Origin of the sequence: Curtobacterium sp. MCPF17_050, assembly GCF_003224435.2 — a bacterium.
Lineage (GTDB): Bacteria > Actinomycetota > Actinomycetes > Actinomycetales > Microbacteriaceae > Curtobacterium.
Genome location: NZ_CP126250.1, coordinates 1,117,848 through 1,133,322 on the forward strand (window position 1 = coordinate 1,117,848; position 15,475 = coordinate 1,133,322).

The window sequence follows — 15,475 nt, forward strand, 5'->3', positions numbered from 1 at the left end:
GCGACCGGCCTCCCGGCTGTCGGTTCCGCCGTCAGTCGCGCTTGCGGTTCGCGACCAGGGCGAGTGCGTACGACTCCCACCACTCGCCGGCGGCCGGTCCGCCGTTGCACGCGCCGTCGCTCAGCCCGGGGGTCTTCACCCACAGCAGCGCGTCGAGCCGGGTGGTGCCGCGCGTGACGTGCGGGGTCTGGCCGAGGCCGGCGCCGTCGGGGTTGCACCAGTCACCCCGCCACCCCTGCCCGTTCCGTGAGACGTCGATGACGAAGTGCGGGTCGCCCCCGATCGCGTCGGCGAGCTCGTCGGCGTAGGCGCGCTCCTGGTCCACGCGGTAGAAGTTCGACACGTTCGTGGCGAAGCCCTGCACGCGGTCGACGCCCGCCCGGCGGAGCCACCCGGCCATCGTGTCCACCGGGACCCGGTTCTCGTTCCCGCCGTCCAGGTACACCGTCAGGCCGTGCCCGGTCAGGGCCCCGACCGCCTTCCGGAGGAGCGGCAGCCGGGTGTCCCGCAGCCGCTCGCACACGGCGATCTGCGCGATCGAGTCCGGCTCGACCAGGACCACCGCGTGCGAGCCCGCGAGCGCACGCACGACCGCGCGGACCCACGGCAGGTAGTCGTCCTCGGCGGTGCCGCCGCGCGACCAGTGGCCGCAGTCACGGTCCGGGATCGCGTAGAGGACGAACACCGGGGTCGCCTGCTGCGACCGGGCCGCGGCGAGGACGCTCCGGACGGTGTCGACGGTCTCCGGGACGGACGGGTCGGTGAGCCACGTCGCGAGGGGCTGGTCGGCGATCACGGCGAGGCGTTCGGCCGTGGTCACCCGGCCCGCGTCCCGCGCCGCGGTCACGTGCCAGCGTGGCTGGTTCGCGCTCGCCGGCTGACGGGCGAGGCCACCCGACCACGCCTCGGCGACGCTCTTGCGATGCACGACCTGGCGGTCGCCGGTGCCCGGGAGGACCACCGTGACCGCGACGACGACGGCCGTGACGAGCGCGGCGACGACCCCGATCCACACCCACTGTCGGCGGGTCGAGGCGCGCTGCGCTCCCGGCATGGGCCGTCCTCCCGCTCGGGCGCCGCCCCCGGTCGGCGTCGCTCTCGCCCGCCATGTTCCCACCCGATCGGCACCGGATGCCAGGGTGCCGCCCAGGGCCCGGCCAGCAGGGGTGCCCCAGACTGGCCCGATGCTCCGGAAACTGCTCCTCCTCGCGCTGACGGTGGGCTACGCCTGGGTGATCTGGCGCATGACGCTCACCCCGCACGTCTTCACCGAGGCCGAGAACTCCCTCGTGCTCCGCGCCGTCGCCTGGGTCCAGCAGCTGCCGCACGGGGCGTGGTTCACCTACGACCGGACCGAGTTCCTGGCGAACGTCGCCATGTTCGTGCCGGTCGGGCTGATCGCGGCGCTGTGGTTGCCCCGGCGCTGGTGGGTCCTCGGTGCCGTGGTGGCCGTCGCGCTCTCGGTCGGCATCGAGTTCGCGCAGGCCGTGTACCTGCCCTACCGGGTCGCCGACCCCCGCGACGTGCTGTCGAACGGCATGGGTGGTCTGCTCGGTGCGACGCTCGTCGGCTTCGTCCGGAGCCTGCTGCCGGAGCGCCGGCGGCGGCGTCCCCTGCGGGCCCGGACCGTCTGACCGCCGCTCGTCGAGCGGGACGCGCTCTGGTATGCTCGTTCGGTTGCCGTCGAACGGCCGCGGATCAAGAGCGCTCACACAGCAGGTGTGGGCACCGCGCAACGGACACGCTCTCACGCAGAGCAGGAAAGGGGATCCTCCATGGCACTTGACGCGAAGATCAAGCAGGAGATCATCGAAGAGTACGCGACCCACCCGGGCGACACCGGATCCCCCGAGGTCCAGGTCGCCGTTCTGACGCGTCGTATCAACGACCTGAACGAGCACCTCAAGGAGCACAAGCACGACCACCACTCGCGTCGTGGTCTGCTGCTCATGGTCGGTCAGCGTCGCCGTCTCCTCGGCTACCTCTCCGACGTCGACATCGCCCGCTACCGTGCGCTCATCGAGCGCCTCGGCCTGCGCCGCTAGTCATCGTCAGGGTGCTGCCTCGTCGCAGCCCTGCTGGTCCGGAGCCCCGTCCCTCCTCGTGAGGGCCGGGGCTCCTGTCGTTCCCCGGCGGGTGCGTCGGCGTCCGACGCGGACGGGAATGCCTCCCCGTCCGCCGCGGTTCCGTGTACTGTTCATGCAAACGCATTGAAAGTCGGGAGCCTCCATGACCACCATCGCCGTCGTCTCCGCCGGGCTCTCCGAGCCCAGCTCGACCCGCCTCCTCGCCGACCGACTCGCAGCCGCAGCCGGTGCCGCGCTCGCGGGGGAGTCAGCGGGCCCCGTCGAGGTCCGGAACGTCGACCTCCGCCCGCTCGCCCACGAGATCACCGACGCGATGCTGACCCGCTTCTCCGCTCCGGCACTCGCGGCGGCGACGGCCACGGTCGTCGAGGCGGACGCGGTCGTGTTCGTCACGCCGGTCTTCACGGCGGGCATGAGCGGCCTGGCGAAGTCCTTCCTCGACGTGCTGGACAAGGACGCCCTCACCGACATGCCGGTGCTGCTCGGCGCGACGGGCGGGACCGCACGGCACTCGCTCGCCCTCGAGCACGGCATCCGACCGGTGTTCGCCTACCTCCGGGCCGCCGTCGTCCCCACCGCGGTCTTCGCCGCCACGGACGACTGGGGGAGCGACGACGCGGGCGTGCTCGACGCGCGCATCCGCCGGGGTGGAGCCGACCTTGCTTGGGCGGTCCGGGCCTCCCGGCGGCAGCCGCAGCAGGCGGACGCGCTCCCGGCGGTCACCGACTTCGCGTCGTTGCTCGGCGGGCTGCAGCACCGGTGACACCGGTGTCGCGCCCGCCGGGTCAGTACCAGTGCGGGTCGACGCTCATCTCGTGGTCCCACGCGCCGCACGGCGATCCGTAGCGGTCCGCGATGTACGCCAGACCCCAGTCGATCTGCGTCTCGGCGTTCGTCCGCCAGTCCGCGCCCGCGGCGGCGAGCTTCGACGCCGGCAGGGCCTGCGGGATGCCGTACGCGCCACTCGACGCGTTGAGCGCGTTCGCCCGCCACCCGGACTCCTGCGTCCAGAGCGAGACGAGGCAGCCGAACTGGTCGTCGCCCCAGCCGTGGGCACCCATGGCGCTGCGCGCGTAGGCCTGCGCGGCCGCCGGGTCGACGGTGACGCCCTCGGTGCTCGGGTAGGCGTTGTCCGCCGAGCTGGCAGCGCCGCCGGCGGCACGCGCGGTCTCGGCCGCGGCCCGTGCGGCGGCCGCCTGCGCCGCCGCCTGCGCCGCGACGGCCTGGCCCACCTCGTAGCGACGCTGCGTCTCGGCGGTGGAGTCCCGGAGCGCGGCGAGCTGCGCGTACAGCTCGTCGCTGTGCGACTCGGTCTCCGCGACCGCCGCGTCCGCCCGTCGCTGTGCCGCGCGGGCGGCGGTGGCGGTCGCCTCGGCCTGGTCCGCCAGCGACGCCCGCTCGTCCTCGGCCCGCTCCGCCTGGTCGTGCAGCGACGCCGCCGTCCTGGCGGCGACCGCGGCCTCGTCCATGACGCCGTCCCACGTCGTCGACAGCTGGTCGAGCGCGCCGAGCTGGTAGAGCAGCTGGTCGGGGTCGTCCGCCGTCGCGATCCGGGTGGTCATCTGGTCGGTCGAGCCGTCCCGGTACAGGTCGGCCGCGAGGCGCCCGGCCCGGGTCCGCGCGCGCTCGGCCGTCGCGGACGCCTCGTCGGCGTGGGCCTGGAGGCTCGTGGCGGTACGGGTGGCCTCGGCCAGGTCCGCCTCGGCGGCGGCTGCCGCGGCGGCGGTGTCGAGGGCGACCTGCGACTTCTCCGCGGCCTCGGCCTGCACCGACCGGAGCGCGGCCCGGACCTCCGCCACCTCGGCCTGCTTCGCCTGTTCGTCGCCCTCCGCCCGCTGGACGTCCTGCCACGTCGGGTAGTCGGTCGCCGAGGACGGGGCCGCCGTCACCGCGGGGACCACGAGGGCGCCGACCAGCACCCCGACGGTGAGGAGGGTACTCCGGGCACGACCCAGCCGAGGTGCCCGCCGTGGTGCTGCTGCGACCCGTGGTCCGGCCGTCCGTCGTGCTGCTTCCCCGCGCATGGGAGCAGGCTACCGAGGACACGCCCGTTCGCCACGGGCACCGCCGTCGGTCCACCTCGGAATGCTAAGGTCGGCTGGTCTGGGGACCGTTCCCCGCGACGACACACAACACCGCACGCAGACCGGCACGAAGCTGGTCATCGGTGGTGGCATCCGGGCCGAACCGCATCCCGAGTGCTCCCACTGCTGGCCAGACATGCGTTCCGCGTCGTGGAGCGCACGTGCACGCGTGTGCCCGAGGCCGGGTCTGCTGCTCACACACGCAAGGAGGCATCCTCTTGGAGGGTCCCGAGATCAAGTTCGCTGAAGCGACCATCGACAACGGTCGCTTCGGCACCAGGACGGTCCGGTTCGAGACCGGTCGTCTCGCGCAGCAGGCACAGGGTGCCGTCGCCGCGTACCTGGACGAAGAGACCATGCTGCTGTCGGCCACCAGCGCCGGGAAGCACCCGCGCGAGGGCTTCGACTTCTTCCCCCTGACGGTCGACGTCGAGGAGCGCTCGTACGCCGCCGGCAAGATCCCCGGCTCGTTCTTCCGTCGTGAGGGCCGCCCCTCGACCGAGGCGATCCTGGTCTGCCGCCTCATCGACCGGCCGCTGCGCCCGTCGTTCGTCGACGGCCTCCGCAACGAGGTCCAGATCGTCATCACCGTCCTGAGCATCGCGCCGGACGAGTTCTACGACGCGCTGGCCATCAACGCCGCGTCCGCGTCGACGCAGATCTCCGGTCTGCCGTTCTCCGGCCCGATCGCCGGTGTGCGCCTCGCGCTCATCCCCGGCGCGAACGGCACCGACCAGTGGGTCGCGTTCCCGAAGGCGTCGCAGCTCGCCGACGCCGTCTTCGACCTCACCGTCGCCGGCCGCGTCGTCACCGACGAGGCGGGCAACGAGGACGTCGCGATCATGATGGTCGAGGCCGAGGCCACCGAGCACGCCTGGAACCTCATCGAGGGCGGCGCGACCAAGCCCGACGAGGCCATCGTCGCGCAGGGCCTCGAGGCGGCCAAGCCGTTCCTCAAGTCCCTCGTCGAGGCGCAGGCGAAGCTCGCCGCGCAGTCGGCCAAGGAGATCCAGGACTACCCGGTCTTCCCGCCGTACGCCGACGAGGTCTACGCCGCCGTCGAGTCCCTCGCCCTCTCCGAGCTCGGGGACGTGTACCAGATCGCCGGCAAGGCGGAGCGTCAGGACGCCGACGACGCGCTCAAGTCGCGCGTCAAGGCGGCCATCGCCGAGCAGGTCGCCGCGGGCACGCTGCCCGAGGTCGCCACCAGCCAGGTCAGCGCCGCGTACAAGTCGGTCACGAAGAAGGTCGTCCGCGGCCGCATCCTGACCGAGCAGGTCCGCATGGACGGTCGCGGCCTCGCCGACATCCGTCCGCTCGACGCCGAGGTCGCCGTGATCCCGCGTGTCCACGGCTCCGCGGTCTTCCAGCGCGGCGAGACGCAGATCCTCGGCGTCACCACGCTGAACATGCTCAAGATGGAGCAGCAGATCGACTCGCTGTCGCCCGTCACCAAGAAGCGCTACCTGCACCACTACAACTTCCCGCCGTACTCGACCGGTGAGACCGGCCGCGTGGGGTCGCCGAAGCGTCGCGAGATCGGGCACGGCTTCCTCGCCGAGCGCGCCCTCGTGCCGGTGCTGCCGTCGCGCGAGGAGTTCCCGTACGCCATCCGTCAGGTCTCCGAGGCGCTGAGCTCCAACGGCTCGACCTCGATGGGCTCGGTCTGCGCGTCGACCCTGTCGCTCCTCAACGCCGGTGTGCCGCTGCGCGCCCCGGTCGCGGGCATCGCGATGGGCCTCGTCTCCGACACCGTCGACGGCCAGACCCGCTACGCGGCGCTGACCGACATCCTCGGTGCCGAGGACGCCCTCGGCGACATGGACTTCAAGGTCGCCGGTACCTCGGACTTCGTCACGGCCATCCAGCTCGACACGAAGCTCGACGGCATCCCGTCGTCCGTCCTCGACGCCGCGCTGAAGCAGGCCAAGGAGGCCCGCTCGGCCATCCTCGGTGTGCTGAACGAGGCCATCGACGGTCCGGACGAGATGGCCGACACCGCGCCGCGCGTGATCTCGGTGAACATCCCGGTCGACAAGATCGGCGAGCTGATCGGCCCGAAGGGCAAGACGATCAACGGGATCCAGGACGAGACCGGCGCCGACATCTCCATCGAGGACGACGGCACGGTCTACATCGGCGCCGTCGACGGTCCGTCCGCCGAGGCCGCGCGTGCGCAGGTCAACGCGATCGCGAACCCGACGAACCCGGAGATCGGGGACCAGTTCCTCGGTACCGTCGTGAAGATCGCCACGTTCGGCGCCTTCGTGTCGCTGCTCCCGGGCCGTGACGGTCTGCTGCACGTCTCCGAGGTGCGCAAGCTCGCCGGTGGCAAGCGCGTGGAGAACGTCGAGGACGTCCTCGGCGTCGGTCAGAAGATCCTGGTCGAGGTCACCAAGGTGGACGACCGCGGCAAGCTGTCGCTCGCGCCGGTCGTGGCCGACGACGTGGACACCGAGGGTCGCGACGACCACGGCACCCACGCCGAGATGCCCGCCGAGGGCTGATCGACCCGCGTCCCGACGCACGGACGGCCGCCGACCCCGATGGGGTCGGCGGCCGTCCGCCGTCGCGGGCAACGCCGTCCGTCGGGACCGGGCTCAACCCGCGGTCCTGCCCGGGTCAGGAGGCGGGCGTCTCCTGGATGCCGACGAGCTGCGCGCGACCGAGCAGGTGCTCGCGGAGCATGAAACCGACGACGGCCGGCGTCGCGCCGGCGGGGACGTCGAGCGTCGGGACGTCGAGCGCGCTCACGGTGAAGAAGTACCGGTGCGGACCGTGGCCCGCGGGCGGAGCGGCCCCGAGGAACGTGTCGGTGCCGAACTCGTTGCGGCGGCGGGTGGCGCCGTCGGGCAGGAGCGAGTCGTCCGTGCCGGCGCCCTGCGGCAGCGATGTCACCGATGCCGGGATGTCCGAGACGGCCCAGTGCCAGAAGCCGGAACCGGTGGGGGCGTCCGGGTCGTAGGCCGTGAGCACGTAGCTCTGCGTGCCCTCGGGGGCACCGGACCACGCCAGGGCCGGGGAACGGTCCTCGCCACCGGCGTCGGAGCCGCGGGCCCAGTCGGGCAGCTGGCCGCCGTCCGTGAAGTCGGGGCTGGACAGGTCGAAGGAGGGGACGTCGGGCAGGTTCCAGTTCGGGTGGTTCGTCATGCTCCGAGCCAACACCCGTGCGCCCGGTGGATCCCGGGAGCGCTCCGGTCGGCGCTCAGGCGGCGAGGACCCGCTCGGCGACCCGGTTGAGTGCTGCCGTCGCCGCGATCGCGTCACCGGCGTAGGCACCGGACATCGCGCCGTCGCGGGCGAGCATGAGTTCGTCGGCACCGTCCCCGGGGAGCGGGTGTCCAGCGGCCTGCAGCAGGTCACCGAGGCGTTCCGTGTACCAGTCGCGGTGCACGGCGACGACCTGGCGCACCGGGTCCCGCGGGTCGTGGTACTCGGCGGCCGCGTTGAGGAACGCGCAGCCGCGGAAGTCCGGACGGTTCACGTCGGCGGCGAGGGCGTCGACCCACGCGCGGACGGCGGCCTGTGGGGACTCGGCGTCGCCGACGACGGACTCCATCCAGGCCTGCACACGGGTGTGCTGCTCACGCACGTAGGCGAGGATCAGGTTGTCCTTCGAGCCGTAGTGCTTGTAGAACGTCGCCTTCGTGACGCTCGCCTCGGAGATGAGGCGGTCGACGCCGACACCGTGGATGCCCTCTTCGTAGAACAGGCGAGTGGCCGTCTCGAGGATGCGGACCTTCGCGCCGCCGGAGCGGGGAGCCGGGGGGACGCTCGACCCGTCCGGCGACGCGAGGTTCTGGTTGCTCGGGGCCCGTCCTTGCAGACGCTGACCCAGGAGACGCTGGACGGTCGGTTGGGGGGAATCGACCGTCACAGCGTGGCTCTCCTTGGGTCATCGGCTCCGCGGCGGAGCGGGGGGACTCGTGCCGCGCAGGACTGATGTCCCGAGCCACCGGATCGAGATCTAGGGGGGCTCCCGATCCGGTGACACCACTGTAGCACGATGAGGACAGACAGACGAGTCCGTCTGTCCTTCTTTTCTGTACCCCTCTTCGGGTGTCCTCTCCCGACGGCGGTCTGCCTGGGCGATCCCGGCCCGGCCTTCAGTAGAGTCATGACGATGAACCGCCCAGTGCCGCTGCCGCTCGAGGCTCCGGAAACGTCCTTCGTGACGTCCGGTGGAGCCCTCGTCCGGCGCACCGTTCTCGCCTCGGGCGTCCGTGTGCTCACCGAGTCCGTCCCCTCCGTCCACTCCACGAGCATCGGGTTCTGGGTGGGGGTCGGCTCCCGCGACGAACGTGCCGGGCAGTACGGCTCCACGCACTTCCTCGAGCACCTCCTGTTCAAGGGCACCGCGGAGCGCACCGCGCTCGACATCGCGGTGGCGTTCGACTCCGTCGGCGGTGAGCACAACGCCGCGACCGCGAAGGAGTACACCTGCTACTACGCCCGCGTCCGGGACACCGACGTCCCGATGGCGGTCGGCGTGATCGGCGACATGGTGACGAACTCCACCCTCGAGCCGGCCGCGTTCGACGTCGAGCGCGGGGTCATCCTCGAGGAACTCGCGATGGCGGCCGACGACCCGGCGGACGTGGCGGGGGAGGCGTTCTTCGCCGCGACCTTCGACGGGCACGCCCTCGGCCGCCCGATCGGTGGGACCCCGGAGTCCATCCGCGAGGTCCAGCGGGACGAGGTGATGGCGCACTACGCCGAGCACTACGAGCCGAACGGCATCGTCGTCACCGCTGCGGGCGCCGTCGACCACGACCGGTTCTGTGCGCTCGTCGAGGCCGTCTTCGCGGACGCCGGAGCCGCCGTGCCGCTCGCCCGTCGCACCGCGCAGCCCGTCGCCGACCCCGTCGAGTCCACCGTGCGGGTCGTGCACCGTCCGACCGAGCAGGTCAGCATGCTCCGCGGGTCCCAGGGGCTCGACCTCCGCGACGACCGCCGCCCGGTGCTGAGCGTCCTCAACGCCGTGCTCGGCGGGGGCATGAGCTCCCGGCTCTTCCAGGAGGTCCGCGAACGCCGGGGCCTCGCGTACGCCGTGTCCTCGTTCGCACCCGCCTACCTCGACAACGGGGCGTTCGGTGTCTACGCCGGCTGCGCCCCCGACAACGTCGCCGGGGTCGTCGACATCATCGACGGGGAGTTCCGCCGCATGGTCGACCACGGCATCACCGAGGACGAGCTCCGTCGCGCCAAGGGGCAGATCGAGGGCGCGCTGACGCTCTCGCTCGAGGACTCTGACGCCCGGATGACCCGCCTCGGCCGTGCCGAGCTCGGGACCGGCGAGTTCACCGACCTCGCGACCGCCCTCGAGCGTGTCGACCGCGTCACCGCCGCCGACGTGCTCGACCTGTCCCGCGACCTCCTGACCCGACCGACGGTGACCGCCGTGGTCGGAGACGTGCAGCGCGACCGGCTGGCGGCCGCCCTCGGGATCGACGGTTGACCTCCACGATGTCGCACTACCTCTACCTCGTCCGGCACGGCGAACACCAGGACGCCGAGCACGGTCTGCGGGACGGCAAGCTCTCCGAACGCGGCAAGCGCCAGGCGATGCTCATCGCCGACCGTCTGGGCGGCGTGCCGTTCGACGGCGTGTGGCACTCCCCGCTCGACGCCCCGAGCGAGACCGCGTCCTTCCTGCAGCAGCGCCTCCCGGCCATCCAGCCCGAGCCGTCGACCCTGCTCTTCGACTGCATCCCCTCCGGACCGACACCCGACATGCCGCACGCCTACAAGGGCTGGTACGGGGGCGTCACGGAAGAGGAGATCGTCGCGGGACAGGCGCAGATGGAGGACGCCGTCGCGGAGTGGTTCACGCCCGCGATGGAGGACCGCCACGACCTGCTCATCACGCACAACGCCGTCATCGGCTGGTTCGTCCGCGAGGTCTTCCAGGCCCCGGAGTGGCGCTGGATGGGGACGAACGTGGCACACAGTTCGCTGACGATCATCCGGATCCGGTCCGCGAAGCCCGCCGAGCTCGTCACGCTGAACGACCTCGCGCACCTGCCGGTCGAGCTCCGCACCGGGCTGCCCGTCCCGCAGCCGCTCTAGGGCCGGCGCACGGGCTTGCGGTACCAGGCGGTCGCGTTCGGGTTGTCGTTGAAGGCCGGCACCCGCTCGTAGCCCCGACCGCGGTACATCGCGCCCGCGGCGACGAGCGAGTCGTTCGTGTCGAGGACGATGCTCGTCGCGCCGAAGTCCGCGGCGGCGGTCTCGAGGACGTCCATCATCGCGGTCGCGACGCCGCGGCCCCGACCCTCCGGCGTCACGAACACGTGCTTGACCTCGAAGCGCACGTCGTCGCCGTCGTCGGCGATGCGGCGCAGCCCGCCACAGCCGACCGCGACGGCTCCGTCGGTCGCGACCACGAAGACGCCGTTCGGCGGCACGAACTCGGCGGCCGGTGTCCGCTTCCGCGAGTAGTTGCCCTGCGCGCTCGGGAACGTGGCCTCGCGCTCGTCCAGGTACCGGTCGAGCAGGGCGTCGACCTCGGGGAGGTCGGCGGGGACGACGCGGACGCTGACCTGGCTGCGATCGTCGGACATGCTCCGATCCTAGGATGGGGACATGGTCACTCCCGTCGCCGTCGTCGGCGCCTCCGGTCGGCTCGGGGGCCTCGTGGCCGCCGTCGTCGAGGAACTGCCCGAGTTCGAGCTCGTCGCGCGGTTGTCCTCGCGGGACAGCGCGCACGACGCCCCCGGCTCGGTGTTCGCGGGTGCGGAGCTCGTCGTCGACGTCACGGTGCCCGCGCTCAGCCCCGCCATCGTCGAGAACGCCCTGGCCAGCGGCGCGAACGTCCTGGTCGGTACCTCGGGGTGGTCGGGGGAGCGACTCGGGAGACTGCGGGCGTCGCTCGTCGACCGGCCGGAGCAGGGCGCCTTCGTCGTGCCGAACTTCTCGATCGGGTCGGTGATCGGCACGCACCTCGCGACGATCGCGGCCCCGTGGTTCCCCTCCGTCGAGATCGTCGAGAGCCACCACGCCGGCAAGATCGACTCGCCGTCCGGGACCGCCGTCCGCACCGCCGAGCTCATCGCCGAGGCCCGGCGCGACGTCGGGCCGGTCGAGGCCCCGCACGTCGACCAGCGTGCGCGCGGGCAGCAGGTCGCGAGCGTGCCGATCCACTCGCTCCGGCTGCCCGGGGTGAAGGCCGTGCAGGACGTGGTGCTGAGCGGTCCCGGCGAGACCCTCACCATCCGCCACGACACCGGGGACGACGCCGCCTACCTGCCGGGCATCCGCGCCGCGCTGCAGGCGGTCGGGTCGATGCGCGGGTTGACGGTCGGCCTCGGCTCCGTGCTCGGCATCGGGTAGGCGACGCTCGTGCGAGGCCTGCGGTCACCGCTCTGGGGCGTCCTGCTCATGACCGTCCTGCTCGTGGTGTACATCGTGCTCGTCGGGCAGCGGGCGGTGGCGTTCATCGCGACCGGCCTCCCGGTCGGCATCGGCATCGGCGTCGCGCTGGTCGTCGTGGCCCTGGTCGGGGCACTGCTCCTCGTGCTGGAACTCCGCTTCGGACTGCGCATCACGCGCCTCGGCGCCCGGCTCGAACGGGACGGCGGCGCACCGTCGGACGTCGTTCCGGTGCGCCCCTCCGGGCGTCCGGACCGGGGTGCCGCCGACGAGCTGTTCCCGCGCTACCGCGCCGCGGTCGAGGCCGCCCCGGACGACTGGCGTGCCTGGTACCGCCTCGGGGTCGTCTACGACGCCGCGGGGGACCGGAAGCGCGCCCGCGCCGCGATGCGGACCGCCCTCACGCACGCACGGTGACGGTGCGTGGACGGGGTCAGAACGCCGCGTCGACCGCGTCCTCGGCCCGCGTGTACCGGAACGTGTAGCCCGAGTCGAGCAGCTTCGCCGGGACCATCCGCTGGTTGGACAGGAGCATCTCGTCCGCCGCGTCCCCGAGCAGCCTGCGGAGCGCGAAGGCCGGGACGCGGAACAGGTACGGGCGGTGCAGGTCCTCGGCGACGCGCTTGGTGATGCGGTCGGCCACGGCCGGCTCCGGGCCCGACAGGTTGACCGGACCGGACACGTCGTCGGCGGTCACGAGGTGCACGATCGCGCCGACCTCGTCCTCGAGGGCGATCCACGGCCACCACTGGCCACCGGTGCCGAGACGACCGCCGCCACCCGCCTTCGTCAGCGGGACGAGTGGGGCGAGCGCGCCACCGCCCTGGCCGATGACGATGCCGGTGCGCAGCAGCACGACGCGCACGCCGTCGGGCGCGCGGCGGGCCGCTGCCTCCCAGGCGGTGCAGACGTCGGCGAGGAACCCGCTGCCGGACGCCGCGTCGTCGTCGAGGACGTCGGCCGGCCGGTCGCCGTAGACCCCCGAGGCGGACCCGGAAAGGAAGACGCGGGGCGGTGTCGTCGCGGCACGCATCGCCTCGACCAGGGTCGTCGTGGCGTCGACCCGGGAGGACCGGATCGCGTGTCGGTAGGAGTCCGTCCAGGGCAGCTTGCCGAGGTTCGCGCCGGACAGGTTGACGACGACGTCGGCGCCGTCCAGGACGGCCGGGTCGAGCGGACGCTCCCCGGGTGCCCACCGGAACTCGGTCGGCGTCCGCGGCTCGCGCCGCACCAGCGTCGAGACGTGGTGCCCCGCCTCGCGCAGGGCACGGACGAGTGGCGTGCCGATGAAGCCGGATGCGCCGGCCACCAGGACCGAGAGGGGCTGTGACGTCATGCCGCCACGGTACTCACGCACCTGACGGCCCGCCGCGGCGCTGCCGGGAGGCCCGACACCCCGCCGGTCGCCCGGCTCGCCTCCACCGCGGCGCACGCTTAGGCTCGACGTCGTGACCGAGATCCCCACGCCGTACGAAGACCTGCTGCGCCGAGTGCTCGAGGAGGGCTCCCCGAAGGGCGACCGGACCGGCACCGGTACCCGCAGCCTGTTCGGTGCGCAGCTGCGCTACGACCTGTCGCAGGGGTTCCCGCTCGTCACCACGAAGCGCGTGCACATGAAGTCGATCGCGTACGAGCTGCTGTGGTTCCTCCGCGGGGACTCGAACGTCGGCTGGCTGCAGGAGCACGGCGTCCGGATCTGGAACGAGTGGGCGGGCGAGGACGGCGACCTCGGGCCGGTGTACGGCGTGCAGTGGCGCTCCTGGCCGACCCCGTCCGGCGAGCACGTCGACCAGATCGCCCAGGTCATCGAGCAGATCCGGTCGAACCCCGATTCGCGTCGGCTCATCGTGTCGGCGTGGAACGTGGCGGACATCCCGAGCATGGCGCTCGCCCCGTGCCACGCGTTCTTCCAGTTCCACGTCAATGACGGCAAGCTGTCGTGCCAGCTGTACCAGCGGAGCGCGGACATGTTCCTCGGCGTCCCCTTCAACATCGCCTCGTACGCCCTGCTGACGCACATGGTCGCGGCACAGACCGGACTCGAGGTCGGCGACTTCATCTGGACGGGTGGCGACTGCCACGTCTACGACAACCACGTCGAGCAGGTGCAGGAGCAGCTGACCCGGACGCCGTACCCGCTGCCGACGCTCGAGCTCGCCCCGCGCGACTCGATCGACGACTACGAGTACGAGGACATCACCGTCGTCGGCTACGAGCACCACCCGGCGATCTCCGGCAAGGTCGCGGTCTGATGACGGACGACCGGGCGGGGTCCTGGACGGAGCCCGGGCCCACGCCGCCGGTTCCGGATCGACGCGCCAGCGGCGAGCCGGCCGTGCCGGTGGGGATCACCGGCGTCGGGCTCGTCTGGGCCCGGTCGTCGAACGGCGTCATCGGCGCGGACGGGGGCATACCCTGGCACGTGCCGGAGGACCTCGCGCACTTCCGCGAGGTCACCGGCAGCGCGACCGTCGTGATGGGGCGTCGCACCTGGGACTCCCTGCCCGAGCGCTTCCGCCCGCTGCCTGGTCGCCGGAACGTCGTGCTGACGCGGGACACCGCGTGGTCCGCCGAGGGTGCCGTGGTCGTGCACGACCTCGCGAGCGCGCTCGACACCGACGAGGACGTCTGGGTGATCGGCGGCGGTGCGGTCTACGCGGACGCCGTGTCCTTCGCCGACCGCGTCTCGGAGACCGTCGTCGACGTCGCGGTCGACGGGGACACGTCCGCACCGACCCTCGACGACGCCTGGACGCTCGTCGACGAGGGCCCCTGGCAGGTGTCCCGCGTCGACGGCACGCGCTACCGCTTCCTCGACTGGCGCCGCCGCGCCTGAACCCACCTGTCGGAGGTGATCCGGGCCTCCCGGCGGGGCACCGTCCGGGCGGACGGACGCCCGGTCCGTCGCGCCCGGTACGCTGGACTCCGTGTCCACGCGTGAGAATCCCTTCGGCCAGGTCCTCGTCGCGCTCGTGACCCCGTTCACCGCCGACGGCGAGGTGGACTGGCCGGGCGTCGAGCAGCACATCGACGACTGCATCACGGCGGGTGCCGACGGCATCGTCGTGACCGGCACCACCGGCGAGACGTCGACCCTCACCGACCCGGAGAAACTCCGGCTGGTCGAGGTCGGCAAGTCCGTCGCCGCGGGTCGCGCGAAGATCATCACCGGCGGTGGCTCCAACGAGACCGCGCACGCCATGCAGCTCTACAAGCAGAGCGAGCGCGCCGGTGCCGACGGGGTCATGATCGTCACGCCGTACTACAACAAGCCGACCCAGGCCGGTGTCCTCACGCACTTCCGGATGATCGCCGACGCGACCGACCTGCCGGTGATCCTGTACGACATCCCGGGCCGCACCGGCATCCCGATCACGTACGACACCATCCTGCGCGCGTCGAAGCACCCGAACATCCTCGCGGTGAAGGACGCCAAGGGCGACTTCGCCGAGGTCTCGCGGGTGCTCAACAACACGGACCTCATGTACTTCTCGGGCGACGACACGAACGTGCTCCCGCACCTGTCGATCGGTGCCACGGGCCTCATCGGTGTCACGGCGAACATCACGAGCACGCCGTACCGCACGATCGTCGACGCCGTGAACCGCGGCGACCTGGCCACCGCGACGGCCGAGCACAAGCGCCTCGAGCCCCTCGTCCGCGCGGTCATGACCCACGTGCCCGGCACCGTCGCCGCGAAGTACGTCCTGCACGGGCTCGGCCGTATCGGCAGCCCGCGTGTCCGCCTGCCCCTCGTCGGGCCCGAGGACTCCGAGGCGTACGCCATCGAGACCTCGCTCGAGGCCGTCCGGGACGTCCCCGGCGCCGACTTCTCCAACTTCCGCCCCGACCGCAACGCAGCGGCCGGCGGCGCACTACCGAAGGTGCCAGGCACCACCCGCTAGACGAACACCGCGACGCACGACGTGCGTC

The 15,475-nt window shown here is 72.3% G+C and carries 17 protein-coding genes; 11 read left to right on the forward strand and 6 right to left on the reverse strand.

Translation table 11 applies throughout. From position 1 onward, the window contains the following. Window positions 1-31: 31 nt before the first annotated feature. On the reverse strand, window positions 32-1,054 hold the full coding sequence (locus DEJ34_RS05325) for a glycoside hydrolase family 6 protein (RefSeq protein ID WP_110900728.1): 1,023 nt from the start codon (window positions 1,052-1,054) through the stop codon (window positions 32-34). Between the two features lie 130 nt (window positions 1,055-1,184). Here DEJ34_RS05325 and DEJ34_RS05330 point away from each other — a divergent pair, with 130 nt between their 5' ends. From DEJ34_RS05330 to DEJ34_RS05340, 3 genes are all read left to right on the forward strand, one after another. Next, window positions 1,185-1,634, forward strand: a complete 450-nt coding sequence (locus DEJ34_RS05330) for a VanZ family protein (protein ID WP_181422262.1) — start codon at window positions 1,185-1,187, stop codon at window positions 1,632-1,634. A gap of 141 nt (window positions 1,635-1,775) precedes the next feature. Continuing rightward, window positions 1,776-2,045 (forward strand): 30S ribosomal protein S15, encoded by a 270-nt coding sequence (gene rpsO, locus DEJ34_RS05335; protein WP_110823867.1) that lies wholly within the window; start codon window positions 1,776-1,778, stop codon window positions 2,043-2,045. Between the two features lie 184 nt (window positions 2,046-2,229). Beyond that, window positions 2,230-2,850, forward strand: a complete 621-nt coding sequence (locus DEJ34_RS05340) for a CE1759 family FMN reductase (RefSeq protein WP_110911587.1) — start codon at window positions 2,230-2,232, stop codon at window positions 2,848-2,850. Between the two features lie 22 nt (window positions 2,851-2,872). On the opposite strand, the gene DEJ34_RS05345 is transcribed toward DEJ34_RS05340, so the two are convergent. Beyond that, window positions 2,873-4,111, reverse strand: coding sequence for a coiled-coil domain-containing protein (locus DEJ34_RS05345; protein ID WP_146234095.1), 1,239 nt, complete (start codon window positions 4,109-4,111; stop codon window positions 2,873-2,875). Between the two features lie 278 nt (window positions 4,112-4,389). Between DEJ34_RS05345 and DEJ34_RS05350 the strand changes: the two genes are divergently transcribed. After that, window positions 4,390-6,678: a polyribonucleotide nucleotidyltransferase gene (locus DEJ34_RS05350; RefSeq protein ID WP_110823870.1), complete on the forward strand. Its 2,289-nt coding sequence runs from the start codon at window positions 4,390-4,392 to the stop codon at window positions 6,676-6,678. 115 nt (window positions 6,679-6,793) lie between these two features. On the opposite strand, the gene DEJ34_RS05355 is transcribed toward DEJ34_RS05350, so the two are convergent. Then, window positions 6,794-7,321: a YbhB/YbcL family Raf kinase inhibitor-like protein gene (locus DEJ34_RS05355; protein WP_110890559.1), complete on the reverse strand. Its 528-nt coding sequence runs from the start codon at window positions 7,319-7,321 to the stop codon at window positions 6,794-6,796. Between the two features lie 55 nt (window positions 7,322-7,376). Then, entirely contained in the window at window positions 7,377-8,048 is a 672-nt protein-coding gene (locus DEJ34_RS05360) for a TetR/AcrR family transcriptional regulator (protein WP_110823872.1), read from the reverse strand. A gap of 246 nt (window positions 8,049-8,294) precedes the next feature. Between DEJ34_RS05360 and DEJ34_RS05365 the strand changes: the two genes are divergently transcribed. Further along, window positions 8,295-9,629, forward strand: a complete 1,335-nt coding sequence (locus DEJ34_RS05365) for a M16 family metallopeptidase (protein ID WP_110900766.1) — start codon at window positions 8,295-8,297, stop codon at window positions 9,627-9,629. A gap of 8 nt (window positions 9,630-9,637) precedes the next feature. Then, on the forward strand, window positions 9,638-10,240 hold the full coding sequence (locus tag DEJ34_RS05370) for a histidine phosphatase family protein (protein ID WP_110823873.1): 603 nt from the start codon (window positions 9,638-9,640) through the stop codon (window positions 10,238-10,240). Here DEJ34_RS05370 and DEJ34_RS05375 read toward each other — a convergent pair. Further along, window positions 10,237-10,734, reverse strand: coding sequence for a GNAT family N-acetyltransferase (locus DEJ34_RS05375; protein WP_110900730.1), 498 nt, complete (start codon window positions 10,732-10,734; stop codon window positions 10,237-10,239). The genes DEJ34_RS05370 and DEJ34_RS05375 overlap by 4 nt on opposite strands. 22 nt (window positions 10,735-10,756) lie before the next feature. Between DEJ34_RS05375 and DEJ34_RS05380 the strand changes: the two genes are divergently transcribed. Both DEJ34_RS05380 and DEJ34_RS05385 read left to right on the forward strand, forming a co-directional pair. Further along, window positions 10,757-11,503 (forward strand): 4-hydroxy-tetrahydrodipicolinate reductase, encoded by a 747-nt coding sequence (locus tag DEJ34_RS05380; RefSeq protein WP_110823875.1) that lies wholly within the window; start codon window positions 10,757-10,759, stop codon window positions 11,501-11,503. A gap of 48 nt (window positions 11,504-11,551) precedes the next feature. Continuing rightward, the gene (locus DEJ34_RS05385) at window positions 11,552-11,959 is read left to right on the forward strand and encodes a tetratricopeptide repeat protein (RefSeq protein WP_110911588.1); all 408 of its coding nucleotides are present in this window, start codon (window positions 11,552-11,554) and stop codon (window positions 11,957-11,959) included. A gap of 16 nt (window positions 11,960-11,975) precedes the next feature. Here DEJ34_RS05385 and DEJ34_RS05390 read toward each other — a convergent pair whose 3' ends face one another. Continuing rightward, entirely contained in the window at window positions 11,976-12,878 is a 903-nt protein-coding gene (locus tag DEJ34_RS05390) for a TIGR01777 family oxidoreductase (RefSeq protein ID WP_110900731.1), read from the reverse strand. Window positions 12,879-12,990: 112 nt separating this feature from the next. Between DEJ34_RS05390 and DEJ34_RS05395 the strand changes: the two genes are divergently transcribed. The 3 genes from DEJ34_RS05395 to dapA all read left to right on the forward strand — a co-directional run bounded on the left by DEJ34_RS05395 (window position 12,991) and on the right by dapA (window position 15,447). Continuing rightward, window positions 12,991-13,794 (forward strand): thymidylate synthase, encoded by an 804-nt coding sequence (locus tag DEJ34_RS05395; protein WP_220032700.1) that lies wholly within the window; start codon window positions 12,991-12,993, stop codon window positions 13,792-13,794. A gap of 83 nt (window positions 13,795-13,877) precedes the next feature. Then, window positions 13,878-14,378, forward strand: coding sequence for a dihydrofolate reductase (locus tag DEJ34_RS05400; RefSeq protein WP_284180710.1), 501 nt, complete (start codon window positions 13,878-13,880; stop codon window positions 14,376-14,378). Between the two features lie 91 nt (window positions 14,379-14,469). Beyond that, entirely contained in the window at window positions 14,470-15,447 is a 978-nt protein-coding gene (dapA, locus tag DEJ34_RS05405; protein ID WP_110823877.1) for a 4-hydroxy-tetrahydrodipicolinate synthase, read from the forward strand. Window positions 15,448-15,475: the final 28 nt, after the last annotated feature.